This is a genomic window from Rhodococcus sp. T2V, from assembly GCF_029269925.1.
Classification (GTDB): domain Bacteria; phylum Actinomycetota; class Actinomycetes; order Mycobacteriales; family Mycobacteriaceae; genus Rhodococcus_F; species Rhodococcus_F koreensis.
On the sequence record NZ_JARJBD010000039.1, the window covers coordinates 1 to 22334 of the forward strand.

Sequence of the window (22334 nt, forward strand, 5' to 3'; positions counted from 1 at the left end):
CGGTTACGCCCCGAACCGCCGTCCCGGCCAGGTCGGCTTCACCCAGCACGCCTGACCGGCGCGTGGTTGCTCGCTACCACTTCCGCGCGGTGAGCAGGAGGTACTCCCAGTTCATCACGGTGCTGTCGGTGCCGTGGTCGAAACGCCGTGCAAGGTCGGCGAGTTCGTGGTCCAGCTCGGCCACCCGGGCGGGGTCGTCGGCGATGTACCGATACGCCGCGATGGTCGGACCGTAGCGGGTCTTGAAGTAGTCGCGGAAGTCTTCGGGTGTCCGGAACTGATCGATGCGGACGGTGTGCCGCGTTGCCACGACGTCGGTCACCCGATGGCCGAACAACGCCCGGACGTGGTCCTCGCGACCCCACAGCGGCGGCGGCTGCGCGCCGGGAGGGGGCGGGGGTGCGTACGGTTTCATCGTCGCGAACATCTGGCCGATGAACCCCTCGGGGGTCCAGCTGAGCAGTCCGATCGTTCCGCCCGGCCTGCAGACACGGACGAGTTCGTCCGCGCTCTCCTGATGGTGCGGGGCGAACATGACGCCGACACAGGACATCACGGTGTCGAATTCGTTGTCGGCGAACGGCATCGCCTCGGCGTCGGCTTCGCGCCACTCGACCTCGGCGCCGAGTTCGGCGGCCCGGCGGCGTCCGGCGTCGAACAGTTCCGGGGTGAGGTCACCGGCGACGACGCTCGCACCGGACAGCGCCGCGGGGATGGCGGCGTTGCCGGAACCGGCCGCGACGTCGAGGACACGGTCACCGGGCCTGACCCGGCTCGCCCGGACCAGGGCGGGGCCGAGGCCGGCGATGATGTCGGTGGCCAGGGCGGGGTAGTCGCCGAGGGCCCACATGGCGCGGTGTTTGGTCTTCAGGTCGCGGTCGGCTCGTACTGCGTCGATCGTGTGATCCATCTCGGTACTCCGGAGGGTCGGCTGCTTCGGTCGAGATCCAGCCTGGCCGGTCGGCGGTGCCCGGAACAGGCACCCTCGGGGTGGGTTCCCGCCACCAGGGACGTCACTCCTGGTCGCGGAACTGCGCCGCGAGTTCGCTGCGTGAGCGGATGCCGAGCTTCGCGTAGACGCGGGTCAGGTGGTACTGCACGGTCTTGACGGACAAGAACAGCTCGCCTGCGGCCTCCTTGTTGCTGGCTCCGCCGGCGACGAGTTCGGTCACCGCCCGTTCCTGCGGGGTCAGTTCCTCGAGCGTGAACCGGCTGCGTTTGACGTTGAGGCCGCCGGCCTTCAGTTCGCGGTCGCACCGCTGCACGTAGGAGGCGGCGCCGAGCGCGGAATAGCCTTCGCGGGCGGCCTGCATGACGGCGTCGGCTTCGCGCCGTTTGCCTGCCCGGCGCAGGGTCTGGCCGTACGCGAAGTTCACCCGGGCGCGGTCGTAGGGGAGGGGCAGGGTGTCGAGTTGGGTCAGCGCATTCTCGAACACGTCTCTGGCGGTGTCGATGTCGCCGCGCGCACCGGCGATGCGACCGCGGGCGTAGCCGAGACGCGCCATCGCGGACCGGTGCCCGCGTTCCGCGGCCCGTTCCTCGTGCGGGGTGAGGAAGGCGTCCGCGGCGTCGACGTGCCCGGCCATCACGAGCGCGTTCGCGTACACGTCGGGCCACTGCCAGAAACCGGGCTCGTCGACGCCCTCCCGGGGTTCGAGACGGGTGAGGGGTTCCAGCGCCCTGATGACGGCGGCGTAGTCGGCCTCCACTTCGGCGCACTGGGCGCGTGCCAGGGCGGACGGGATGAACATCATCGGGTAGTCGTGCGAACTCGCGGCGGCGAGCCGGAGATGCTCGTGTGCGGCCGGCCAGTTCCCGCGCAGCGCGTGCGTCTGCGCGCCGGTCCAATGCACCAGGGGCCGGAGGAGATCGAGCGTGGCATCCTCGAGTTGGTGCGCGGCACGGTCGACGGTGGCGATGGCGCCGTTCCAATCGCCGAGCGCGAATTGTGTTCGCGCCAGCCAGGCTTGCGCCCACAGCGAGATGCGGGTGGAGCCCATCCGGAACGCCGTCGGCACGGCGCTCTCGAGTTCCTGGCGTGCCGATTCGGGATCGTCCAGCGCCAGGTCGAGCCAGCCCCGCGCCATGTCGAAGCGCTGGGACTGGGCGCCGAGGGCGATCTTCGCGGACAGTGTGTCGTAGTGTGCCCGCGCCTCCGCGATCCGGCCGGTGGCGGCGAGTCCGAGCCCCATGATCGCCGCGGATTCGACGGCCGACGGATCGGCCGAATCTACGAGAGCGACTGCCCGGGAACCCCATTCGACGAGGTCCGGTCCGTGCCAGCGGGCCAGCGAGTCGAGGACGCGCCGCTGGCAGATCAAGGCGGCGGTGGCCGGATCGGTTTCCGAGTCGCAAGCAGTCCAGGACTGGGTGAGCAGCGCATCGGCCTCGGCGCGACGACCGCGTTGGATCGCGAGGTAGCCGAGCACGGCGTCGCGCAACGGGCTCTCCGGGAAACTCTCGATCTCCGGAGCGAAAGCCACTGCCTGGGACAGATTTCCGGCGCCGAGGAGGGCGTCGACGGCGCGAATCAGCCGCTGCTCGCGTTCCCCCCGGTCCGCGGTGAGGCGGCTCGACTTGATCAGTGCGTCCGCGACCGCCGACCACGCCCCGACCGTCGCCCTGCTCGCGGAGTACCGGTCGAGTGCGTCCGCGAGCGCCGGGTCGGCGAACGGGGCGGCCGCGGCGCGGTGGTCCAGGCGCCTGCCCTCGTCCTCGACGATCCGCGCGGCGTGATCGTGCAGGTCGCGCCGTCGGATCGGCCCGAGGCTGTGGTACACGGCGGCGCGGGTGAGTGGCGACGGGAAGGTCAGCACGGTCACGCCGCGGTGCTCACCGGCGGTGAGGAGGCCTGCCCGGTGAAGTTCGTCGAGCGCATCCACCGGGTGTTCGATGCCGGCGAGTGCGGAGGCGTCGGCGAATCTCGGATCCCCGGCCAGGACTGCGGCCGCTTCGGCGAGCGCACGGGCGTGCGGTGAGGCCTCGGACAGCTGCGACCGTACCTTCGCCGCGAACGTGTGCGGCACCGGGAGGATCGCCTGCCAGCGTCCCCACAGAACAGGATCGACCTCCTGGAGGAGTTGCGTGAGGTGCCGCGGGTTCCCGGCCGTGTGCTGGACCAGCTGGTGCGCGACCGGGGTGGGAAGGTCGACGTGCGCGAGGCTGCTCGCGAGGGCGCGAGCGTCGGACGCATCGAGTGGGCGGACACGAACCCGATGGCGACTGTGCCGCTCGAGAACATCGAGGACGTCCGCGGGAACACCGTCGGGCGGATCCGGGTTCGTGACGAGGACGATCACGGCCGGGCGGTCGAGCAGATGCACGGCGGAGGTCAGCGACTGCAGCGACTCCAGATCTGCCCAGTGCGCGTCGTCGACCACGACGACGAACGGCGCGTCACCGGCGCGGGGAGCCACCGCCGTGACGAATTCACGGGCGACGTCGAGAGGTTCCTGCGACGTGACGGCCGCACCCAGTAGCTGTTCGGCGACTCCGAAGGGACGGCTCGACGCCCACGGGGCACACACCGCGGAGAACACGGGCACGTCGGAATGCGCGGCGAGGAAGCGTTCCACCAGAGTGGTCTTGCCGATGCCCGGCACGCCTTCGACGACCACGACGACGGGCGCACTCTTGGCGGTCTCGTGCAGGGCCGCCTCGAGTTCGGCGAGCTCGCGGGAACGTCCGACGAACTCGATAGTCCCTGGCTCACTCACGTCACTCACCGTATCGCGACGCGCTATTTCGGCGTCTTCCTGGCGAAAATTGGGAACGCTTGTAACGTGAGGTGAGAAGCTGCTGGTCAGAGCGAACACGAGTCGAAGGATTCGGTGAATTCATGACGGAGGCGAACTCCACGAAGCTGGAGCGGGTGGCGATCCGCTTTGCCGGAGACTCGGGCGACGGTATGCAGTTGACCGGCGACCGGTTCACGTCGGAGGCGGCGGCGTTCGGCAACGACCTCGCCACCCAGCCCAACTTCCCCGCCGAGATCCGGGCGCCGCAGGGCACGCTGCCCGGGGTGTCGTCGTTTCAGATCCAGATCGCGGACTACGACATTCTCACGGCCGGGGACCGCCCGGATGTCCTGGTCGCGATGAATCCGGCGGCGTTGAAGGCGAACGTGGCCGATCTGCCGCGCGGCGGCATGATCATCGTGAACACCGACGAGTTCACCAAGCGCAATCTCGCGAAGGTCGGGTATGCCACGAGCCCGCTCGACGACGACTCCCTCGAGGACTACGTGGTGCATCCGGTGGCGATGTCGACGCTGACGGCGGGCGCGGTGGAACCGGCCGGGCTGAGCCGCAAGGACGGCGAGCGGGCGAAGAACATGTTCGCGCTCGGGCTGCTGTCCTGGATGTACAACCGCCCCACCCACGGCATCGAACGGTTCCTGCAGATCAAGTTCGCGCAGAAGCCGCAGATCGCGGAGGGCAACCTGCTCGCGTTCAAGGCCGGGTGGAACTACGGGGAGACGACGGAGAGTTTCGCGACGACATACGAGGTGTCGGCGGCGACGCTCCCACCGGCCACGTACCGCCAGGTCACCGGGAACACGGCCCTGGCCTACGGGGTGGTGACCGCGGGGCGGCTGGCGTCGCGGGACGTCTTCCTCGGCACCTACCCGATCACCCCGGCCTCGGACATCCTGCACGAGCTGAGCAAGCACCGGAATCTCGGCGTCACCACGTTCCAGGCGGAGGACGAGATCGCCGGGATCGGCGCGGCGCTGGGCGCGTCGATCGGCGGCGCGCTCGGTGTCACGAGCACGTCCGGGCCCGGGCTGGCGCTGAAGAGCGAAGCGATCGGGCTGGCGGTGATGACGGAGGTTCCGCTGCTCGTCATCGACGTCCAGCGTGGCGGACCGTCCACCGGTCTTCCGACGAAGACCGAGCAGTCGGACCTGCTGCAGGCGATGTACGGGCGCAACGGCGAATCGCCGGTGGCCGTGATCGCACCGTGCTCACCCGCGGACTGTTTCGACGCGGCGGTCGAGGCCGCCCGGATCGCGTTCACGTACCGCACCCCGGTGCTGTTGCTGTCGGACGGTGCCATCGCGAACGGAAGCGAACCGTGGGCCGTCCCGGACGTGTCCGCACTGGACCGGATCGACCCCGGCGTCGACACGGCACCGCCGGTGGACGGCGAGTTCGCACCGTACGTCCGCGACCGGGAGACGCTCGCGCGTGCCATGGCGGTGCCGGGAACTCCCGGGCTCGAACACCGCATCGGCGGTCTGGAGAAGGCCGACGGCAGCGGCGACATCTCCTACGATCCCGCCAACCACGACCTGATGGTCCGGTTGCGCCAGGCCAAGATCGACGGAATCGCCGTTCCCGACGTGATCGTCGACGACCCGTCTGGGGAGGCCGACCTGCTGCTCGTCGGGTGGGGAAGTTCGTACGGGCCCATCGGCGAGGCCTGCAGGCGTGCTCGCCGTGAGGGCAAGAAGGTGGCCCATGTGCACGTGCGCAACCTGAACCCGCTACCCGCGAACCTCGGTGCGGTGCTGCGCAGTTACGCGACCGTCGTCGCCCCGGAGATGAATCTGGGACAACTCGCGATGATCCTCCGCTCACGGTTCCTCGTTGACGTGCAGTCGGTGACCAAGGTGAAGGGCCTCGCCTTCCTCGGCGACGAACTGCACGAGGTGATCGACTCCGCGCTCGCCGGGACGTTGCGGGAGCACGAACTCGCGAAGACCTCCGACGCGCTCGCGTCGGCGACCTATCGATCGACCGGACCCCGGCAGGAGGAGTCGGCGTGACACGGATGATCAGTCGGGTCGGTACGGATCTGGGCCTGAGCGCCACCGCGCACGTGCCCCGAACCGACGAACCGCAGAAGGCCAAGGACTTCACGTCGGACCAGGAGGTCCGCTGGTGTCCGGGGTGCGGAGACTACGTCATTCTCGCGACGATCCGAAGCTTCCTTCCCGAGTTGGGACTTCGGCGCGAGAACCTGATGTTCGTCTCCGGCATCGGATGCTCGAGCCGGTTCCCGTACTACCTGGACACGTACGGTCTGCACTCGATCCACGGCCGCGCGCCCGCCATCGCGACCGGTCTCGCGGTGACCCGGCCCGACCTGTCGGTGTGGGTGGTGACCGGCGACGGCGACGCGCTGTCGATCGGCGGCAACCATCTCATCCACGCCCTGCGCCGGAACGTCAACCTGACGATCCTGCTGTTCAACAACAGGATCTACGGGCTGACCAAGGGCCAGTACTCCCCGACGTCGGAGGTCGGGAAGGTCACCAAGTCGACGCCGCTGGGGTCGGTCGACCACCCGTTCAACACGCTGTCCCTCGCGCTGGGCGCCGAGGCCACGTTCGCGGCCCGAGCGATGGACTCGGACCGCAAGGGGCTGACGGAAGTGCTGCGGCAGGCGGCGGCCCACCGCGGCACGTCCTTCGTGGAGATCTACCAGGACTGCCCGATCTTCAACGACGGCTCGTTCGACGTCCTGCGCAAGGACGGTTCGGAGCAGCGCCTGATCCCGCTGGTCCACGGTGAGCCGATCGTGTTCGGGGGTTCAGGCGAATACTGCGTCGTCCAATCGGGTTTCGGTCTGAAGGTGGTCGCGACCGACGACGTCGACCGGGACGAGATCGTGGTGCACGACGCCCACACCGACGACCCCGACTACGCCTACGCACTGTCGAGGCTGTCCGATCAGGATCTCACGCACACCGTGACGGGTGTGTTCCGCAGCGTCGCGCGGGACACGTACGACGACATGGTGCGCCTGCAGAACGAGATCGCGCGGGAGACGGACCCGGTCGACGACGGTTCGCTACAGCGGTTGCTGACCGGTCACGACACCTGGACGGTGGAGTAGGTCTCCTCGCTCGTGTTCGCAACCGCATTCCGTTGGCGCGGGACGAAGAACGTCACGATCCCGCCCAGGACGGCGATGCCCGCGAAGACGTAGAACGCCACCTGGCTGCTGATGCCGGCGCTGATCAGCGCGCCCCCGATCAGCGGGCCGAAGATGCCGCCCAGCCGGCCGAATCCGGCGCACCAGGCCACCCCGGCGCCGCGCGCGGACGTCGAATAGTAGTTGGAGACGAATCCGTAGATCAGGACCTGGGTGCCGATGGTGCCGACTCCGGCGACGGCGACGGACGCGAGGAGCACTGGAAGCGGGAAGCCGAGAGTCAGGAGGATCAGGGCCAGCGCGGCGAGACCGAACGTGGTGGCGACGACGCGTTGCGGTCCGATGCCGTCGGCCACCTTCGAGGCGATCAGGCCGCCGAGGATGGCGCCGCCGTTGAGGACGAGCAGGAACGACAGCGACCCCTTCGCGTTGAACCCGGCGTCCTCCATGATCTTCGGAAGCCACGTGTTGAGCCCGTAGGTGAGCAGCAGGCCGGAGAAGCTCATCAGGCCGAGAAGCGCGGTGCCCCACACGTAACGGCGCGTCGCGAGTGCCGCGAAGCCGACCTTCTCGACCGACGCCCGGTCTGCGGCGATCTCTTCGGCGCCGGGCATCGGGATACCCGTCCGTTCGGAGACGCGACGGGCCTTGTCCTCCTGCCCGCGGGCGACGAGCCACTTCGGTGACTCCGGCAGTTTCGCGAGCGCCAGCGGAAGGAGGATCACGATGGGCAGGGCGCCGATCCAGAAGAGCCCGCGCCACCCGATCGTGTCGCGCAGGACGATCGCGAGGAGGGAGGCGAGCACTCCGCCTGCGGGGACGCCGCTGTAGACGATCGCGTTGTACAGGTTCCGCTTTCCGGGAGGGGCGAACTCCGCCACCATCGCGCCCGCGGTGGCGACGAGGCCCCCGACGCCGATGCCGGTGAAGAACCGCAGCAGGCCGAACATGGTGACGTTCGTGGCCAGCGCGGCGAGTCCCATGCCCACGGAGAACCATGCGATGTTGACGAGCATCATCCGGCGCCTGCCGAGGTAGTCGCCCACCGCGCCTGCGGTGAGTGCGCCCACCATGACGCCGATCAGCGCGTACGAGCCCAGTGCGCCGGCCTGCTGGGCGGAGATCTCGCCGAGCTGGCCGGGATCGTTCATCAACGTCGGGAGGATGGTGCCGTACACGACGAGGTCGTAGCCGTCGAAGATGATCGCGATCGTGGCGATCGCGACGATCCAGGTGACGGCGCGTCGGTGTCTCGGACTTGCCCAGGTGCCGGGGGTGGATTGAGTCATGGTGATCTCCGCTCGGTGGGTGTGACGGGGAACCGGGATCGAGGCGCGCGAGACTGCGGGGTCAGCCGAGGTCGCCACCGGCGACGGGCAGGACCGAGCCGGTGATGTACGAGGCCTCGTCCGAGGCGAGGAAGACGATCGCGGCGGCCTGCTCGTCGAGCGTGCCGTACCGCTTCATCAGCGACGAGTCGACCGTCTGGTCGACGATCTGCTGGTACCAGGCCCTTTCCTGATGGGTGTCCGCGCCGGGGCCGCGGGGAACACGGCGCGCCGGCGCCTCGGTGCCGCCGGGAGCGGTGGCCACCACGCGGATTCCGTACTGCGCCGCTTCGAGCGCGAGTGAGGCGGTGAGGGCGTTGACCCCGCCCTTCGACGCCGCGTAGGGCACGCGGTTGACGCCCCGGGTGGCCACCGACGACACGTTGACGACGGTGCCCGCCTGCTGTGCGATGAGGTGGGGGAGGACGGCACGGCAGGTCCACAGGGTCGGGAACAGGGAGCGCTGCACCTCCGCCTGGATCTGCTCGGCGGTGTAGTGCTCGTACGGTTTGGCCCAGATGGTGCCGCCGACGTTGTTGATCAGCACGTCGAGCCGGCCGTGCTGCTGCCGCGCCTCGTCGATCGCCGCCTCGGCGTCGGCGAACTGCTCCAGGTCGGCGGTGATGCTGTGCGCGTCGGTGCCGTTCTCGCGCAACCCCTTCGCGACGTCGTGGACGAGGTCGGCGCGGTCGATGAGGATCAGCGACGCGCCCTCCGCCGCGAGTCGGGTCGCGACCGTCAGCCCGATGCCCTGCGCTGCGCCGGTGACCGCGACGACCTTGCCGTCGAATCGGTGCGGAGTGACGAATCCGCTCATGCGACGGCACTCCTCTCGATGGCGCGGCACATGGTGGCCTTCGCGTGCGCGCTGTGGCTGACGATCAGGTCGTGGGCCGCGGCCCGGTCACCCCTCTCGAACGCGGCGACGATGTCGAGGTGGTCGTGCTGGATGTGCTCGTCCACCCAGTCCGCGGTGCGGAGCACCTTGGTCATCAGCTGGGTGACCTCGAGGCGGTTGTACGCCTCCAGCAGTACGTCGTTGGCGGTGCAGCGGAACAGGAACTCGTGGAACGAGGCATTGGTGTCGGTGAACGCGCCGGCGTCCGTGAAATGGTCGTTGTCGATCGATTGGCACGAGGTCTCGGCGAGGATCCGGTACTCGGACAGCTGCTCCGGGGTCATCCGGCCGATGGTCAGTTCCATCGCACCGAGTTCGAGCGCCATGCGGGCGTCGAACTGCGCGTCCGACTCGGACAGCGGCTGGTGTTCCTCGCCGATCTCGTACTCGGGGGCCGCCGGGGCCGCGTCCGCCGGCGGTGCGGATGGCTCGGACCCGCTCGGTGTCGCCGCATTGTTGAACTTCTCGAAGTAGAAGTTCGCCGGCGTGACGCCCTCCGCCTTCAGGTGGTCGCGCACCGCCTCGACCATCGGCGGCGGACCGCACAGGTACACGTCCACGTCGCCGTCGTTCAGGTGCGCGGGTTCGAACAGGCCGGTCACGTACCCCTTGTTCGGCGCACTGCTCGCCGGGTCGGACACGCAGTAGTCGAACGTGAACTGCGGCAGCGACTTCGTGTACTCCTCGAGCTTGTCCAGTTCCACCAGGTCCGCGTCGGACGACACACCGTAGATCAGGTGCACGGGGTGGTCGGCGGCGTCGGCGCGCATCTTGTCGAGGATCGACAGCAGCGGGGCCAGCCCGGTGCCGCCGGCGAGCAGCAGCGCGCGGCGCTTCTGCTCACGCAGGAAGAAACTTCCCATCGGGCCGGTGAACTCGAGTGCGTCGCCGACCTGGGCGCGGTCGCGGAGGTACTCCGACATCAGGCCGCCGTCGGTGATCTTGACCAGGAACGACAGTTCCTTCGACGTGGGTCCGGTGCTGAACGAGTACGAGCGCGTCGCCTCGGTCCCGGGAACGGTGATGTTGACATACTGCCCCGGCAGGAAGACGAGGTCGTCGCGGTTCGCGAGGTCGATGGTGAACCCGATGGTGGTGTCGGAGAACTTTCGGATCTCCGTGATCGTCGAGGTGAACGTGCCCGCCGCCGTCTTGGCGACGTCCGAGGTGGTCGGGATCTGCAGCACCAGATCGCTTTCCGGCATCATCTGGCACGGAAGGCAGTAGCCCTGCTCTGCCTCGTCGTCGGTGAGCGCTTCCTCGATGTAGTCGCCGCCGTCGTACGTGCCGGACTCGCAGAGCGACTTGCAGGTGCCGCACGCCCCGTCCCGGCAGTCGAGGGGAATGTTGATGCGTGCGCGGTAGGACGCGTCGGCGACCGTCTCGTCGCCGTCACACTTGATGAAGCGGGTGATCCCGTCCTCGAAACTCAGTGCAACTTGGAAAGTCATGGAAAACAGCTCGATTCGCGAAGAATGGGAGGAGATCAGATGTGATAGATGTCGACCACGTGGTGGATGTAGTCGTTCTTGAGCACGACCTTCTTCTTCAGGATCAGAGGCTGCTCACCGGAGAAGTCGATCGTGTAGAACGAATTTCCGAAGTACGTGTCGACCGTGTTGTACCGGAAGTACAGGGTGAACCAGTTGAACCGGACGTCCACGACGTCGCCGCGGCGCTCGATCACCTCGACGTTCGAGATGTTGTGCCCGGTGCGCGGTTCCGGGAGGCTCGTCGCGCTCGACCGGTCGGTCTTGATGCGGAACACCCGGTCCTCGATGCCGCCACGGTTGGCGTAGTAGATCAGGGAGATCTCGGTCATCGGGTCGGTGGTCAGTTCACCGTCGTCGGCCCACGCCGGCATCCAGAACTCGGAGTCGGGGTGATAGCACTCGATCCACTTCTCGAACTCGCGGTCGTCGAGGTAGCGGGCCTCACGGTAGAGGAACTGCTCGATGTCGTGCTGGGTGACGGTGCTTTCGGCTACTGCAGTCATGGTGATCGTCTCCCTCAGCGGTTGTTCGCGGCAACGTCGGCGTCGAGTGCCTTGGTGAGCGCCTGCACCCAGTAGCCGTGCTGGATCGGGTAGAGGCCCTCGTCCTCGGTCTTCACACCACTGGAGATGGGGTTGATGCCGATCTTCTTGGCGTCCTCGTCGGGGCCCCGGAGTTGGTGGGTGACACCGCGGCTGAGGTCGTTGAACGGTGCGGCGCCGGCCTGGTACGTCTTCTGGCAGGAGCGGAACTCCTCGAGATCGTCCGGGGTGGCCATGCCGGTGGCGTTGAAGAAGTCCTCGTACTGGCGGATGCGGGCGGCGCGCGCCGTCCGGCTCTCACCCTTGGGGGCGATGCAGTAGATGGTGACCTCGGTCTTGTCGACGGAGATCGGACGGAAATGCCGGATCTGCGAACCGAACTGGTCCATCAGGTACACGTTCGGGTACAGGCACAGATTGCGGGACACCCCGATCATCCAGTCGGCGCGGTCCTCGCCGTACTCGGCGACCAGTTCCTCGCGGCGCTCGTTGAGAGGACGGTTGGCGGGGTCGGCCCACTTGGTCCACAGCAGCAGATGGCCGTTGTCGAACGAGTAGTAGCCGCCCTGCTGCTTCGACCACTTGCCGGCGTCCATCGCCTTCGTGGCGTTGGTGGACTCACCGGATTCGCGCCGCGACGTGGTCGCCGCGTAGTTCCAGTGGGTGGCGGACACGTGGTAGCCGTCGGCGCCGTTCTCGGTCTGGAGCTTCCAGTTGCCGTCGTAGGTGTAGGTGGACGCACCGCGCAGCACCTCGAGTCCGTCGGGGGACTGGTCGACGATCATGTCGATGATCTTCGTGGTGTCACCGAGGTGTTCCTCGAGCGGCGGGACGTCGGCGTTGAGGCTGCCGAACAGGAATCCGCGGTAGTTCTCGAACCGCGCGACCTTGGTGAGGTCGTGGGAGCCGTCCTTGTTGAACTGCTCCGGGTAGCCGGCCTCACGCGGGTCCTTGACCTTTAGGAGCTTGCCGGAATTGTTGAACGTCCAGCCGTGGAACGGGCAGGTGAACGTGGTCCGGTTGTCTGTCTTGCGCCGGCAGAGCATCGCGCCGCGGTGGCTGCACGCATTCACCAGGGCGTTGAGTTCGCCCTCCTTGTTGCGGGAGATCACGATCGGCTGGCGGCCCATGTACGTGGTGAAGTAGTCGCCGACGTTCGGGATCTGGCTCTCGTGGGCCAGGTAGATCCAGTTGCCCTCGAAGATGTGCTTCATCTCCAGTTCGAACAGGTCCTCGTCGGTGAAGACGCTTCGTCGCACCTGGTAGCGGCCGGTTTCCGCGTCCTCGATGAGTGCGTCGGCCAGCTTGGCGCGCACGTCCTCGGACGGCGCTGAGTACAGGGTTTCAGTCATGGGATCCTCCAAGATCTCCGGGGGCTTGCGCCCTGCGGGGGCGCCCGGGTCCGGCAATGGATTCCACTCTTGCAGCCTGTGCGCTGCATCACACTAGGCATTTACCGAGTACTGACTAGGACGTGTTCGGCATGCGCACGCATGCCGCGATCGGACGGCAGGACCCCGGACGCGCAGACGCACCCCTTCTCCGTGTCCGCACCCGAATTCGAGAACTATTTCGGGTGCGGTTGCGGAGAAAGGGTGCGTCTGTGGGTCGATCGGTTACTTGTTGCCGAAGTACGAGACGTCGTCGTTGCCGATGAGGTCGGGCACCGTCCAGCCGTCGAGGTCGTACTCGGCGAGGCACTGCTCGGCGAGGCCCTTCATGGAGGTGACGTCGCCGCGGTTCTCGGCGGCGAACAGCAGCTCGGCCTTGACGTTTTCGTGGTTGCCGGAGTAGTTGCGCTCGTACAATTCGTGACGGCCACCGAACTCGCTGCCGATCGAATCCCACAGGGCCTTCATGATCTTCACCCGCTCGACGGCGGTCATGCCGTCGGAGCCGCGAACGTACTTGTCCAGGTACGGGCGGACGTCGGGGCTCTTGAAGTCGCGTGCGCTCGAAGGGAGGTAGATCAGGCCGGACGCGACGTCCTGCTCGATGATCTCCTTGATCCGCGGGTAGCCCTGGATCATGAACATGCGGTACGTGAGACCGTACTCGAGCTTGGGGATGACGGTGTCGCCGATCCACGGCTCGGGGTTGCGTGCCATCGATTCGGTGAGTGACCAGAACAGGTTTCGCCAGCCGATGACTTCACCGACGCGGGTCTGCACACCGCGGAATCCGCCGGCGCCGGTGGCGTCGAGGGCCTTCATCAGCATGCCGGCGATGAAGTCGAGCTTCACCGCGAGACGCGTGCAGCCCTGGAACGTGAAGCGGGGCAGGAACCCGGACTGCGGGAAGAAGCCGTTGATCTTGTCGACGTCGCCGTACATGAAGACGTTCTCCCACGGCACCAGCACCTTGTCGAAGATGAAGATGGTGTCGTTCTCGTCCATCCGGCTCGACAGCGGGTAGTCGAACGGGGAGCCCATCACGGCCGCGTTCTGGGTGAACGAGGACCGGCAGATCAGCTTCACGCCCGGCGCGTCCATCGGGACGGTGCAGATGAGCGCGAATTCCTTCTTCTTGATCGGCAGCCCGTAGTGGGCGATGAAGTTGTAGTTGGTGATCGCGGATCCGGTGGCCACGACCTTCGCGCCGGAGACGATGAGGCCGGCGTCGGTTTCCTTCTCCACCTTCATGAACACGTCGCCGACCTCGTCCGGCGGGAGCTGCCGGTCGACGGGCGGGTTGATGATGGCGTGGTTCCAGTACAAGACCTTTTCCTGCGATTCCTTGTACCAGCGCTCGGCGTTGTCCTGGAACGGCGAATACAGTTCCTTGTTGGCGTGCAGGGTGCCGAGGAACGAGGCCTTGTAGTCGGGGGAGCGACCCATCCAGCCGTACGTCATGCGTGCCCAGGTGGCGATGGCGTCGCGTTCCTTCAGCAGGTCGTCCGAGGAGGTGGGGGCCTTGAAGAACGGCATCGTGACGCCGCCGTTGCCGGTGTCGGTGGAGGTGGTGACCTTGTCGACGTGCTCACCGGTGTGCATCGAGTCGTACAGGCGGGCGGTCATCCGGATGGGGTTCCGGAACGCCGGATGCGTCGTGACGTCCTCGACGCGCTCGCCGTGCAGCCAGATCTCGCGGTCGTCCTTGAGGGACTCGATGTACTCGTCACCGGTCATCGGGCGGGTGGCGAAGTTCGCGGTGCGGTTGGCTTCACAGTCCGCGGCAGGGTTGACCTTCGTCGGGTCGAGCGTGGTCTCGGGAGCGCTTTCGGTGGTGGTCATGGTCGGTCCTTTCGGATTCGGCAAATCAGTGGACGGGCTGAAGGTGGAATGGGGTGAAGGAGGTGGTGGAGTCGAACCATCCGCTGTTCGGATCGTCCATCGATCCGTTCCACGCGGCTGACGCCGACGGGGAACCGAGGTCGTGGAACGTGCTCCGGTAGAACAGCAGTGGATCCTTGCCGCTCGATTCGGCGGCCACGATCTCACCGATGAAGATGATGTGGTCGCCGCCGTCGTACTCCGCCCACGGTTCGCAGGACAGCGTGGCGGCGGCGCCGCAGAGGACGGGGGCCGTCGGTCCGTCGGCCCACACGGGTTCGGGGGTCTGCGGGCGTCCGGCGAAATGCATCGCGGTGTCCACCTGGTCCGCGGCGAGGATGTTGACGGCGAACGGCGACTTGCTCAAGTAGTTGCAGGCCTTCGACTTTCGGGTCAGGGTGATCTGGCACAGCCTCGGCTCGATCGAGACGGCGGTGAAGGCGGTGACCGTCGCTCCGTGCGGCAGACCGTCGGAGTTGGCGCACGTGATGACCGTGACTCCGCTGGCAAACTGCCCGAAAATGTTCCGGAGTTCGCGCTGCTCCATGTTCGGAGCCTCCCTTCCTGTCCGGGGCGCTGTTGAGGTACGGAGAAACGTACGACCGCGGGAACGGGGCGTCGATCCGCTGAGCGCGGAGGTGATCCGCTTTGCGCGGCGAGTTGAGGCGGGGGCCTCGATTGCATTGCGAAGTGTGCGCGGTCACACTGGTGCCATGTCGGCCACGTCGAAGATTTCCCGCCCCGAGGACTGGGACGAGGCGTCGCACGTCGTGTCGGACGTGTACTTCCCGCACACCCTCACGCCGCTGAGCAGGTCGAAGGCCACCAATACGGTCGCGGAGGCCGTGGAGTTGGGCCCGGTGAAGATCACGCACATCGGCTGGGGTGCGGACGTGTCGATCCGGTCCGACCACCCCGGCGCGTACGCCGTCAACGTCCCGCTGTCGGGGCACCTCGAGTCGGTGACCGGCAGGAACGAGGTGCTGTCGGCGCCGGGTTCCGGGACGATCTGCCCGCCCGACACGTCGACGCTCATCACCAACTGGAGCGAGGAGTGCTCGATCATCGGGGTCCGCGTCGACCGGGACCACCTGCACCGGGAAATGTCGCGGATCCTGGCCCGGCCCGACATCCAGCTACCCCCGCAGATCGATGTGACCACCGAGAACGGCGCGAGTTGGCTCGCTCTCGTGCGGTCGCTGCTGAAGCAGATGCTGGAGTCGGACGGGGTGCTGAACAACGCGCTCGTCGCGGAGCAGTTGTCGGGGGCGGTCACCACCGCGCTGGTGCTCGCCGCCGTCCCGGACGACGGGGCCGGGGTGGGATGCGCGCGTCCGCGGATCGTGAAGCGGGTGGTCGACGAGATCCACGCCGACCCGTCCCGCGCCTGGACGGCGGCCGACATGGCCGAGGTCGCCGGGGTCAGCGTGCGCCGGTTGCAGGAGGGGTTCCGCGACTACGTCGGGGTGAGCCCCCGCGACTACCTGCTGGACGTGCGACTCGAACGCGTCCATGACGACCTGCTGCGCGCGAACGGTGCACAGACCGTCGCCGACGTCGCGATGCGGTGGGGTTTCACCCACACCGGCCGGTTCGCGGCGGCGTACCGCCGCAAGTACGGCGTGGCGCCGTCGGAGGCGCTCCGGGGCTGACGGCCCGGGCTCAGCCGACGTAGGAGAAGATGGTCGCCATGCCCGCGGCGAGGTGATAGTCGTTGTGGCAGTGCGTGATCCACTGGCCAGGATTGGTCGTGTCGATGTCGGCGGCGACGGTCTGGCCGGGGAGCACGATCACGGTGTCTTTCCGCGGTCCGGAGCCGTCCATCCGGGCCACCGCGAACGTGTGCCCGTGCAGGTGCATGGGATGCCACATCATCGTCTTGTTCGTGTAGACCAGCCGTACCCGCTGATCCGAGTGCACCGTCAGGGGTGTGTGGTCGGGATACGCCTGGCCGTTCACCGTCCACGAGTACGCCTTCATGTCGCCGCCGAGCGACGCCTCCAGGGTGACGGCCGGGTCGAGAACCGCTAGCCGCGCGGCCTCGGTGGCCCGCAGGTCGGCCACGGTGAGCGGCGGTGCCGCGAGTTCGGCGGGGATCACAGTGGGCGCGGGTGCCGCGCCGCCCCCGGTGCGGACCACCGCGAATCCCTGCGCCCCTTTCCCCTCGGCGACCGCGACCAGCGGGAACACCCCTTCCTGCAGGGTGACGACGGCGTCGTACCGCTCGCCCATGCCGATCAGCACCGAATCGGTGTCGACCGGGTCGACGGGGAAACCGTCCGTGTCCGTGACGGTCAGCCGGTGGCCACCCAGCGCGACCCGGAACGCCGTGTCGTCGCCGGCGTTGATCAGCCGGATGCGGGCGCGTTGCCCCGCTCGGGCGGTGAAGACCACCGGGTCGGCGGGAGTTCTGCCGTTCACGAGATACACCGGATACCGCACGTCGCCGGCGTCGCCGCCGAGCGCGGCCGACGTCATGTCGGGGCCCGATGCCATCCGCCCGCCGCGCAGCTCGTCGAAGACCTGCGTCGGCGTGCGATCGGTCAGCCAGTCGGACAGCACGACGACGAACTCGGCGTCGTAGTTCGCGGGTGCTGCGGGGTCGTCGACGATCAGCGCCCCGTACAGCCCGCGGCCGCGCTGGAGATCGCCGTGCGTGTGATACCAGTACGTTCCCGGGTCGGGCGGGATGAAGTCGTAGACGAATTCGTCCCCCGCCGGGATCGGGGCCTGCGTGACGTCCGGGACGCCGTCCATGTCGTTGCGGATGGCCAGCCCGTGCCAGTGCACGGTCGTAGGGTCCGGGAGCTGGTTGCGACACCGCACCTGGACCCGGTCGCCGACGTTCGCGCGCAGGACCGGGCCCGGCAGTTGCGTGTTGTACAGCCACGCCGCGGTGCGCGTGCCTGCAAGGTCGACGTCGGACTGCGCCGCGGTCAGCTCGTAGGCGACCGGACGGCCGCCGGGGAACCGCCGCGACTCGGCCTCGGCGAACGCCCGCACCTGCGGTGAATCCGGTCCGATCGCCGCCTCGGTGTTCTCGCTGCGGGCGCAGGCCGCGGTGAGTCCGAGCAGCGCGGCTCCCGCGCCCCACTGCAGCACCCGCCGCCGGGACAACTGCGCGTCGAGTGGACGGTCGCCGGGCATCCCCCGCTCCTTTCCGCGGGTAGACCTTTTCCCGTGACGCTACCCGGGCGGGTTACGCGAGGGCGCCGATTCGCGCCCGGTCGCGGAGGGCGATGAGTTCGCGGGCGTGCGCCTCCAGCTTGCGATCCTCGTCGGACTGCGGAACCCACTGCCGCGCAGCCGTGGCCGCGCCGTCGTCGTCGACAGCGGCGACGACGGTGAGGCAGTGGGTGGTGAGGTTCATTTCCCGGGTGCGCGGATCGCCCGACCGCACGTGCACCGAGATGTGCATGGTCTGCGCGCCCGTGTGCAGCAGGCGGGCGTCGACCTCGACGACGTGCCCGATCTGGATCGGGCGGTAGAACCGGACACCGCCGGCGTACACGGAGACGCACGGGGTGCCGTTCCATGACGTGCCGCACAGGTAGGCGGCCTCGTCGATCCAGCGCATCACGGTCCCGCCGTGCGTCTTGCCGCCCCAGTTGACGTCGGTGGGCGCGGCCAGGAAGCGGGTCAGCGATTCCGGTGCGGTGCCCGCGTCGGTGTAGCTCTGCTTGCTCATCGCCTCTTCGATGTCGGCCCGCAGGCCGATGCGCATGACCGCCTCCTCGGACTCGGCGTGGTCGGCGGCGGTGACGGGCTTCCACGGCGGCACGGTCGTCGGCTTTCCGGAGTCGTCGACGGCCACGAAGATGATCAGGCAGTTGCTGGCCTCGGTGAACTGGCCGGTCCGCGGGTCGGCGGACGAGACCGTGCACTGGATGTGCATGCTGGAGCGCCCGGTGTGGACGAGGCGCGCTTCGACCTCCACGAGATGTCCGGACTCGATGGACCGGGTGAATTTGATGTTTCCGACGTACGCGGTGACGCAGTAACTCCCGCTCCAGCCGACCGCGCAGGCGTACGCGGCCTTGTCGATCCATTCGAGGATGCGGCCGCCCTGGACTGCGCCTCCGAGCGTCGCGACCTCGGTGGGTGCGGCGAGGAAGCGGAGGGTGATGCTGCGGGGAGGGGTGCTCATCGATGTGTTCCTCGGGTATTCGACGTGGCCGGCGCGAGGGCGCGCACCGGGCGACGGCGAAACGTCGTTGTCCGCCGGTGGCCGGGAAATTATCCCACAGTTGCCCCGTACCGGCCCGTCCGCGATGTGAACGGCGCGCAGTTGACGAACGCCTGTGACTGCGCGCACACTCGATCACGACCGCACAGCGTTCCCTGTGTACGCACAGCGTGCACGAGTGATCGGATCAGGTGATGACTTCGACGTCGACGACGACCGCACCCCGGGCGGACCGGGCCTGCCTTGACTACGTGGACCGGGAGTTCTACCTCCCCGCGCAGCGGGTGCTGCCGTGGACCGCGAACCTCGCGGCACTGCCCGGCGAACCCGGAACGCCGCTGCGGATGACGGGCGTCGTCCGGTCCCGCACCGGCGAACCGCTGTCGGGTGCGGAGATCGAGATCTGGCACGCGGACGCCGACGGATGCTATTCCGGGTACTCCGTGGAGATCCTCCGCAACAACCTGCGCGGCATCGTCGTCACGTGCGCGGGTGGTCGCTTCGACATCTCGACGGTGCAACCCGCGCCGTGCGAATTCTCCAGCGCCCGAGGCGATGCCGACGTGGGGCACCTCAACGTGATCGTGCACGCGCGCGGGTTCCGCCCGCTCGCGACGAGGCTGGTGCCTGCACCCGGCGCGTCGAGGGAAGTGGGCGGTTCCGCCGTCGAGACGCTCGTCGACGTCGGTGCCGGCGGAGTGGTCTCCTGCGACTTCGTGCTCGATCCGATCTGATCGGTGTGCCGCCGTCAGCCGGCGTAACCCATGTCCGCGCTCAGGGCGGCCGCGGCGGCGAGGACGCACGGAACGGCCTGTTCACGGAACTGCGCCGGAGTGTTGCGCGCGGACGACGTGGAGCACGCGACCACGCCGACCACCGTGCCGCCGGCGTCGCGGACCGGTGCGGCGAGCGAGATCAGCCCCTTCTCCAGTTCCTCGGCCGTCAGGGCGAAGCCCTGCTCTCGGACCTTCGCGAGTTCGCGGTCGAGTTCGGCCGCGGAGCCGATGGTCTCCGGCCCCAGCTTCTGGAACGTGGACTCGGCGACCACCCGCTCGACGACATCGGTGGGAGCCCAGGCGAGGAGGGCGCGGCCCATGGACGTGGCGTACGCGGGGACGCGGGTGCCCACGGAGACGTTGATGCTCATGATCCGCCGGACGGGGACGCGCGCCGCGTAGACCACGTCGGCGCCGTCGAGCACGCCGAGCGACGCGGACTCCTGGGTCTTCTCGGCCACCTCGAGCAGCCGGGGCATCGCGGCCTCGATGAGCGCATGCGACTCCGAGTAGTGCTGTCCGATGCTGAGCACGCGAGGGGTGAGCGACCACCGGCCTCCCGCCCCCGCGACGTACCCCAGCTTCTGCAGGGTGAGCAGGATCCGGCGGACGGCGGGGCGCGACAGTCCCGCTTCGGTCGCGAGTTCGGCGAGCGTCGGGTTCGGGCGCTGGGCGTCGAAGGCCAGCAGCACGGCGAAACCGCGCTCGATGCTCTGGATGTAATCGCGATCGCTCTCGGTCATTGCGGCCTCCACCAGCGATTCGTGTGCTTCTTCGGACTCGGGGTTGACATTTCAATGTGACTGCGCGCACAGTAGTGGTGTACGCACAGCGTGATGTTAGTACGCACAGCGTACAGAAGCAAGGCCTTCCGGCGTGTGAACACCCACCGCGTCGCCCAGAACTCGATACCAGCCCTGTCCGAATTCCTTCAGCCCGAGGAGAAACGATGACCACCACCGAGAGCCCCACCGCAGCCGGATCCGGCTCCGCCGCCACCGACAAGTTCAAGGCCGAGCGCGTCAGCGCCGACACCTCGCCCGAGCGGCTCGCGGCGATCGCCAAGGACGCCCTCGGCGCGCTCAACGACGTGATCCTGAAGCACGGCGTCACCTACCCCGAGTACCGCGTGTTCAAGCAGTGGCTCATCGACGTCGGCGAGGGCGGCGAATGGCCGCTGTTCCTCGACGTGTTCATCGAGCACTCCGTCGAAGAGGTCCTCGCCCGCTCCCGCAAGGGCACCAAGGGCAGCATCGAAGGCCCGTACTACATCGAGAACTCGCCGGAACTGCCGTCCACGTGCACCCTGCCGATGCGGGACGAGGACCGGAAGATCACCCCGCTCGTCTTCGCCGGCCAGGTCACCGACCTCGACGGCAACGGTCTCGCCGGCGCGAAAGTCGAACTGTGGCACGCCGACAACGACGGCTACTACTCGCAGTTCGCACCGCACCTGCCCGAGTGGAACCTGCGGGGCACGATCATCGCCGACGACGAGGGCCGCTACGAGATCACCACGATCCAGCCTGCGCCCTACCAGATCCCGACCGACGGCCCGACCGGCCAGTTCATCGAGGCCCAGAACGGCCACCCGTGGCGTCCCGCGCACCTGCACCTCATCGTGTCGGCGCCCGGCAAAGAGTCGGTCACCACGCAGCTGTACTTCAAGGGCGGCGAGTGGATCGACAGCGACGTCGCGTCGGCCACCAAGCCGGAACTGATCCTCGACCCGAAGACCGGCGACGACGGCAAGAACTACGTCACCTACAACTTCGTGCTCGACCCCGCGTGACCCGTTCCACCCGTACAGAAAGTGATCCGATGACCGACCTGTCGATCGTCTCCGTCGAAACGACGATCCTCGATGTGCCGCTGGTGCGTCCCCACAAGTTCGCGACCACGTCGATGACCGCGCAACCGCTCCTGCTGGTCGCGGTCGAGACCGCGGGCGGCGTGACCGGCCACGGCGAGGGCGTCGTCCCCGGCGGCCCCTGGTGGGGCGGCGAGTCGGTGGAGACGATGCAGGCGATCATCGAGAAGTACATCGCCCCGGTCCTACTGGGGCGGCGTGTCGACGAGATCACCGGCATCATGTCGGACATCGAAAGGGTGGTCGCGAACGCACGTTTCGCGAAGGCCGCCGTCGACGTCGCGTTGCACGACGCCTGGGCGCGCAGCCTGGGTGTGCCCGTGCACACGCTGCTCGGTGGCGCCTTCCGAAAAGGTGTCGACGTCACCTGGGCTCTCGGCGCCGCACCCGCCGAGGAGATCATCGAGGAGGCACTGGGCCTCGTCGAGTCGAAGCGGCACTTCAGTTTCAAGCTGAAGATGGGCGCGCTCGACCCCGCCGTCGACACGGCGCGGGTGGTCCGGATCGCCCAGGCCCTCGAGGGCAAGGCCGGCGTCCGGATCGACGTCAACGCCCGATGGGACCGGCTGACCGCGCTGAAGTACGTGCCCCGCCTCGTCGACGGCGGCGTCGAACTGATCGAGCAGCCCACACCCGGTGAGCAACTCGAGGTCCTCGCCGAGCTGAACCGTCTCGTCCCCGTCCCGGTGATGGCCGACGAGAGTGTCCAGACTCCGCACGACGCGCTCGAGGTCGCCCGCCGCGGCGCCGCCGACGTCATCGCGCTCAAGACCACCAAGTGCGGTGGGCTCGCCAAGAGCCGCGAAGTGGTCGCCATCGCGAAGGCCGCCGGAATCGCCTGCCACGGAGCCACGTCCATCGAAGGCCCGATCGGGACCGCGGCGTCCATTCAGTTCGCCTGCGCCGAGCCCGGCATCAACTTCGGCACCGAACTGTTCGGGCCCCTGCTGTTCAGCGAGGAACTGCTGCAGGAACCGCTCCGCTACGCCGACGGCCAGGTGTCCCTGCCCGAAGGCCCCGGACTCGGAGTCGAACTCAACATGGACGCAGTCAAGACCTGGACCAGGAACTGAGGAGGACACCACCC

Annotated in this window: 18 protein-coding genes; 6 read left to right on the forward strand and 12 right to left on the reverse strand. The window is 68.0% G+C overall.

The features are described 5' to 3' along the window. Positions 1 to 73: 73 nt before the first annotated feature. On the reverse strand, positions 74 to 910 hold the full coding sequence (locus P3H15_RS28400; protein WP_276140295.1) for a class I SAM-dependent methyltransferase: 837 nt from the start codon (positions 908 to 910) through the stop codon (positions 74 to 76). A 103-nt stretch (positions 911 to 1013) separates the two neighbouring features. Next, entirely contained in the window at positions 1014 to 3716 is a 2703-nt protein-coding gene (locus tag P3H15_RS28405) for a LuxR family transcriptional regulator (RefSeq protein WP_276140296.1), read from the reverse strand. A 122-nt stretch (positions 3717 to 3838) separates the two neighbouring features. Between P3H15_RS28405 and P3H15_RS28410 the strand changes: the two genes are divergently transcribed. Beyond that, complete coding sequence (locus tag P3H15_RS28410; RefSeq protein ID WP_276140297.1) at positions 3839 to 5770, forward strand: 2-oxoacid:acceptor oxidoreductase subunit alpha; 1932 nt, start codon at positions 3839 to 3841, stop codon at positions 5768 to 5770. 5 nt (positions 5771 to 5775) lie between these two features. After that, positions 5776 to 6843: a 2-oxoacid:ferredoxin oxidoreductase subunit beta gene (locus tag P3H15_RS28415; RefSeq protein WP_276140358.1), complete on the forward strand. Its 1068-nt coding sequence runs from the start codon at positions 5776 to 5778 to the stop codon at positions 6841 to 6843. On the opposite strand, the gene P3H15_RS28420 is transcribed toward P3H15_RS28415, so the two are convergent. The 7 genes from P3H15_RS28420 to P3H15_RS28450 all read right to left on the reverse strand — a co-directional run bounded on the left by P3H15_RS28420 (position 6819) and on the right by P3H15_RS28450 (position 14962). Continuing rightward, positions 6819 to 8171, reverse strand: coding sequence for an aromatic acid/H+ symport family MFS transporter (locus P3H15_RS28420; RefSeq protein WP_276140298.1), 1353 nt, complete (start codon positions 8169 to 8171; stop codon positions 6819 to 6821). The two genes, P3H15_RS28415 and P3H15_RS28420, sit on opposite strands and share 25 nt — an antisense overlap. A gap of 61 nt (positions 8172 to 8232) precedes the next feature. Beyond that, complete coding sequence (locus tag P3H15_RS28425; protein WP_276140299.1) at positions 8233 to 9027, reverse strand: 1,6-dihydroxycyclohexa-2,4-diene-1-carboxylate dehydrogenase; 795 nt, start codon at positions 9025 to 9027, stop codon at positions 8233 to 8235. Next, entirely contained in the window at positions 9024 to 10559 is a 1536-nt protein-coding gene (gene benC, locus P3H15_RS28430) for a benzoate 1,2-dioxygenase electron transfer component BenC (protein WP_276140300.1), read from the reverse strand. Before benC ends, P3H15_RS28425 begins: the two co-directional genes overlap by 4 nt. Before the next feature lie 35 nt (positions 10560 to 10594). Further along, entirely contained in the window at positions 10595 to 11104 is a 510-nt protein-coding gene (gene benB, locus P3H15_RS28435; protein WP_276140301.1) for a benzoate 1,2-dioxygenase small subunit, read from the reverse strand. Positions 11105 to 11118: 14 nt separating this feature from the next. Further along, positions 11119 to 12495: a benzoate 1,2-dioxygenase large subunit gene (benA, locus tag P3H15_RS28440; protein WP_276140302.1), complete on the reverse strand. Its 1377-nt coding sequence runs from the start codon at positions 12493 to 12495 to the stop codon at positions 11119 to 11121. A gap of 264 nt (positions 12496 to 12759) precedes the next feature. Next, positions 12760 to 14376 carry a 4-hydroxyphenylacetate 3-hydroxylase family protein gene (locus P3H15_RS28445; protein ID WP_276140303.1) on the reverse strand — a complete coding sequence of 539 codons (1617 nt, stop codon included), beginning with the start codon at positions 14374 to 14376 and terminating at the stop codon, positions 12760 to 12762. 25 nt (positions 14377 to 14401) lie between these two features. Beyond that, positions 14402 to 14962, reverse strand: a complete 561-nt coding sequence (locus P3H15_RS28450; protein ID WP_276140304.1) for a flavin reductase family protein — start codon at positions 14960 to 14962, stop codon at positions 14402 to 14404. A gap of 166 nt (positions 14963 to 15128) precedes the next feature. Here P3H15_RS28450 and P3H15_RS28455 point away from each other — a divergent pair, with 166 nt between their 5' ends. Continuing rightward, complete coding sequence (locus tag P3H15_RS28455) at positions 15129 to 16067, forward strand: AraC family transcriptional regulator (protein ID WP_276140305.1); 939 nt, start codon at positions 15129 to 15131, stop codon at positions 16065 to 16067. Positions 16068 to 16077: 10 nt separating this feature from the next. On the opposite strand, the gene P3H15_RS28460 is transcribed toward P3H15_RS28455, so the two are convergent. Together P3H15_RS28460 and P3H15_RS28465 are read right to left on the reverse strand one after the other, a co-directional pair. Next, positions 16078 to 17562, reverse strand: a complete 1485-nt coding sequence (locus P3H15_RS28460) for a multicopper oxidase family protein (RefSeq protein ID WP_276140306.1) — start codon at positions 17560 to 17562, stop codon at positions 16078 to 16080. A gap of 52 nt (positions 17563 to 17614) precedes the next feature. Then, positions 17615 to 18562 (reverse strand): acyl-CoA thioesterase, encoded by a 948-nt coding sequence (locus tag P3H15_RS28465; protein ID WP_276140307.1) that lies wholly within the window; start codon positions 18560 to 18562, stop codon positions 17615 to 17617. A gap of 233 nt (positions 18563 to 18795) precedes the next feature. On the opposite strand from P3H15_RS28465, the gene P3H15_RS28470 reads away from it, so the two are divergent. Next, the gene (locus tag P3H15_RS28470; protein ID WP_276140308.1) at positions 18796 to 19335 is read left to right on the forward strand and encodes an intradiol ring-cleavage dioxygenase; all 540 of its coding nucleotides are present in this window, start codon (positions 18796 to 18798) and stop codon (positions 19333 to 19335) included. Between the two features lie 14 nt (positions 19336 to 19349). Here the strand turns inward: P3H15_RS28470 and P3H15_RS28475 are convergent, their stop codons facing one another. Continuing rightward, the gene (locus tag P3H15_RS28475) at positions 19350 to 20120 is read right to left on the reverse strand and encodes an IclR family transcriptional regulator C-terminal domain-containing protein (protein WP_276140309.1); all 771 of its coding nucleotides are present in this window, start codon (positions 20118 to 20120) and stop codon (positions 19350 to 19352) included. 206 nt (positions 20121 to 20326) lie between these two features. On the opposite strand from P3H15_RS28475, the gene catA reads away from it, so the two are divergent. Both catA and P3H15_RS28485 read left to right on the forward strand, forming a co-directional pair. Continuing rightward, positions 20327 to 21169: a catechol 1,2-dioxygenase gene (gene catA / locus P3H15_RS28480; RefSeq protein WP_276140310.1), complete on the forward strand. Its 843-nt coding sequence runs from the start codon at positions 20327 to 20329 to the stop codon at positions 21167 to 21169. Between the two features lie 29 nt (positions 21170 to 21198). Then, positions 21199 to 22320 (forward strand): muconate/chloromuconate family cycloisomerase, encoded by a 1122-nt coding sequence (locus P3H15_RS28485; protein ID WP_276140311.1) that lies wholly within the window; start codon positions 21199 to 21201, stop codon positions 22318 to 22320. The last annotated feature ends 14 nt before the right edge of the window (positions 22321 to 22334 follow it).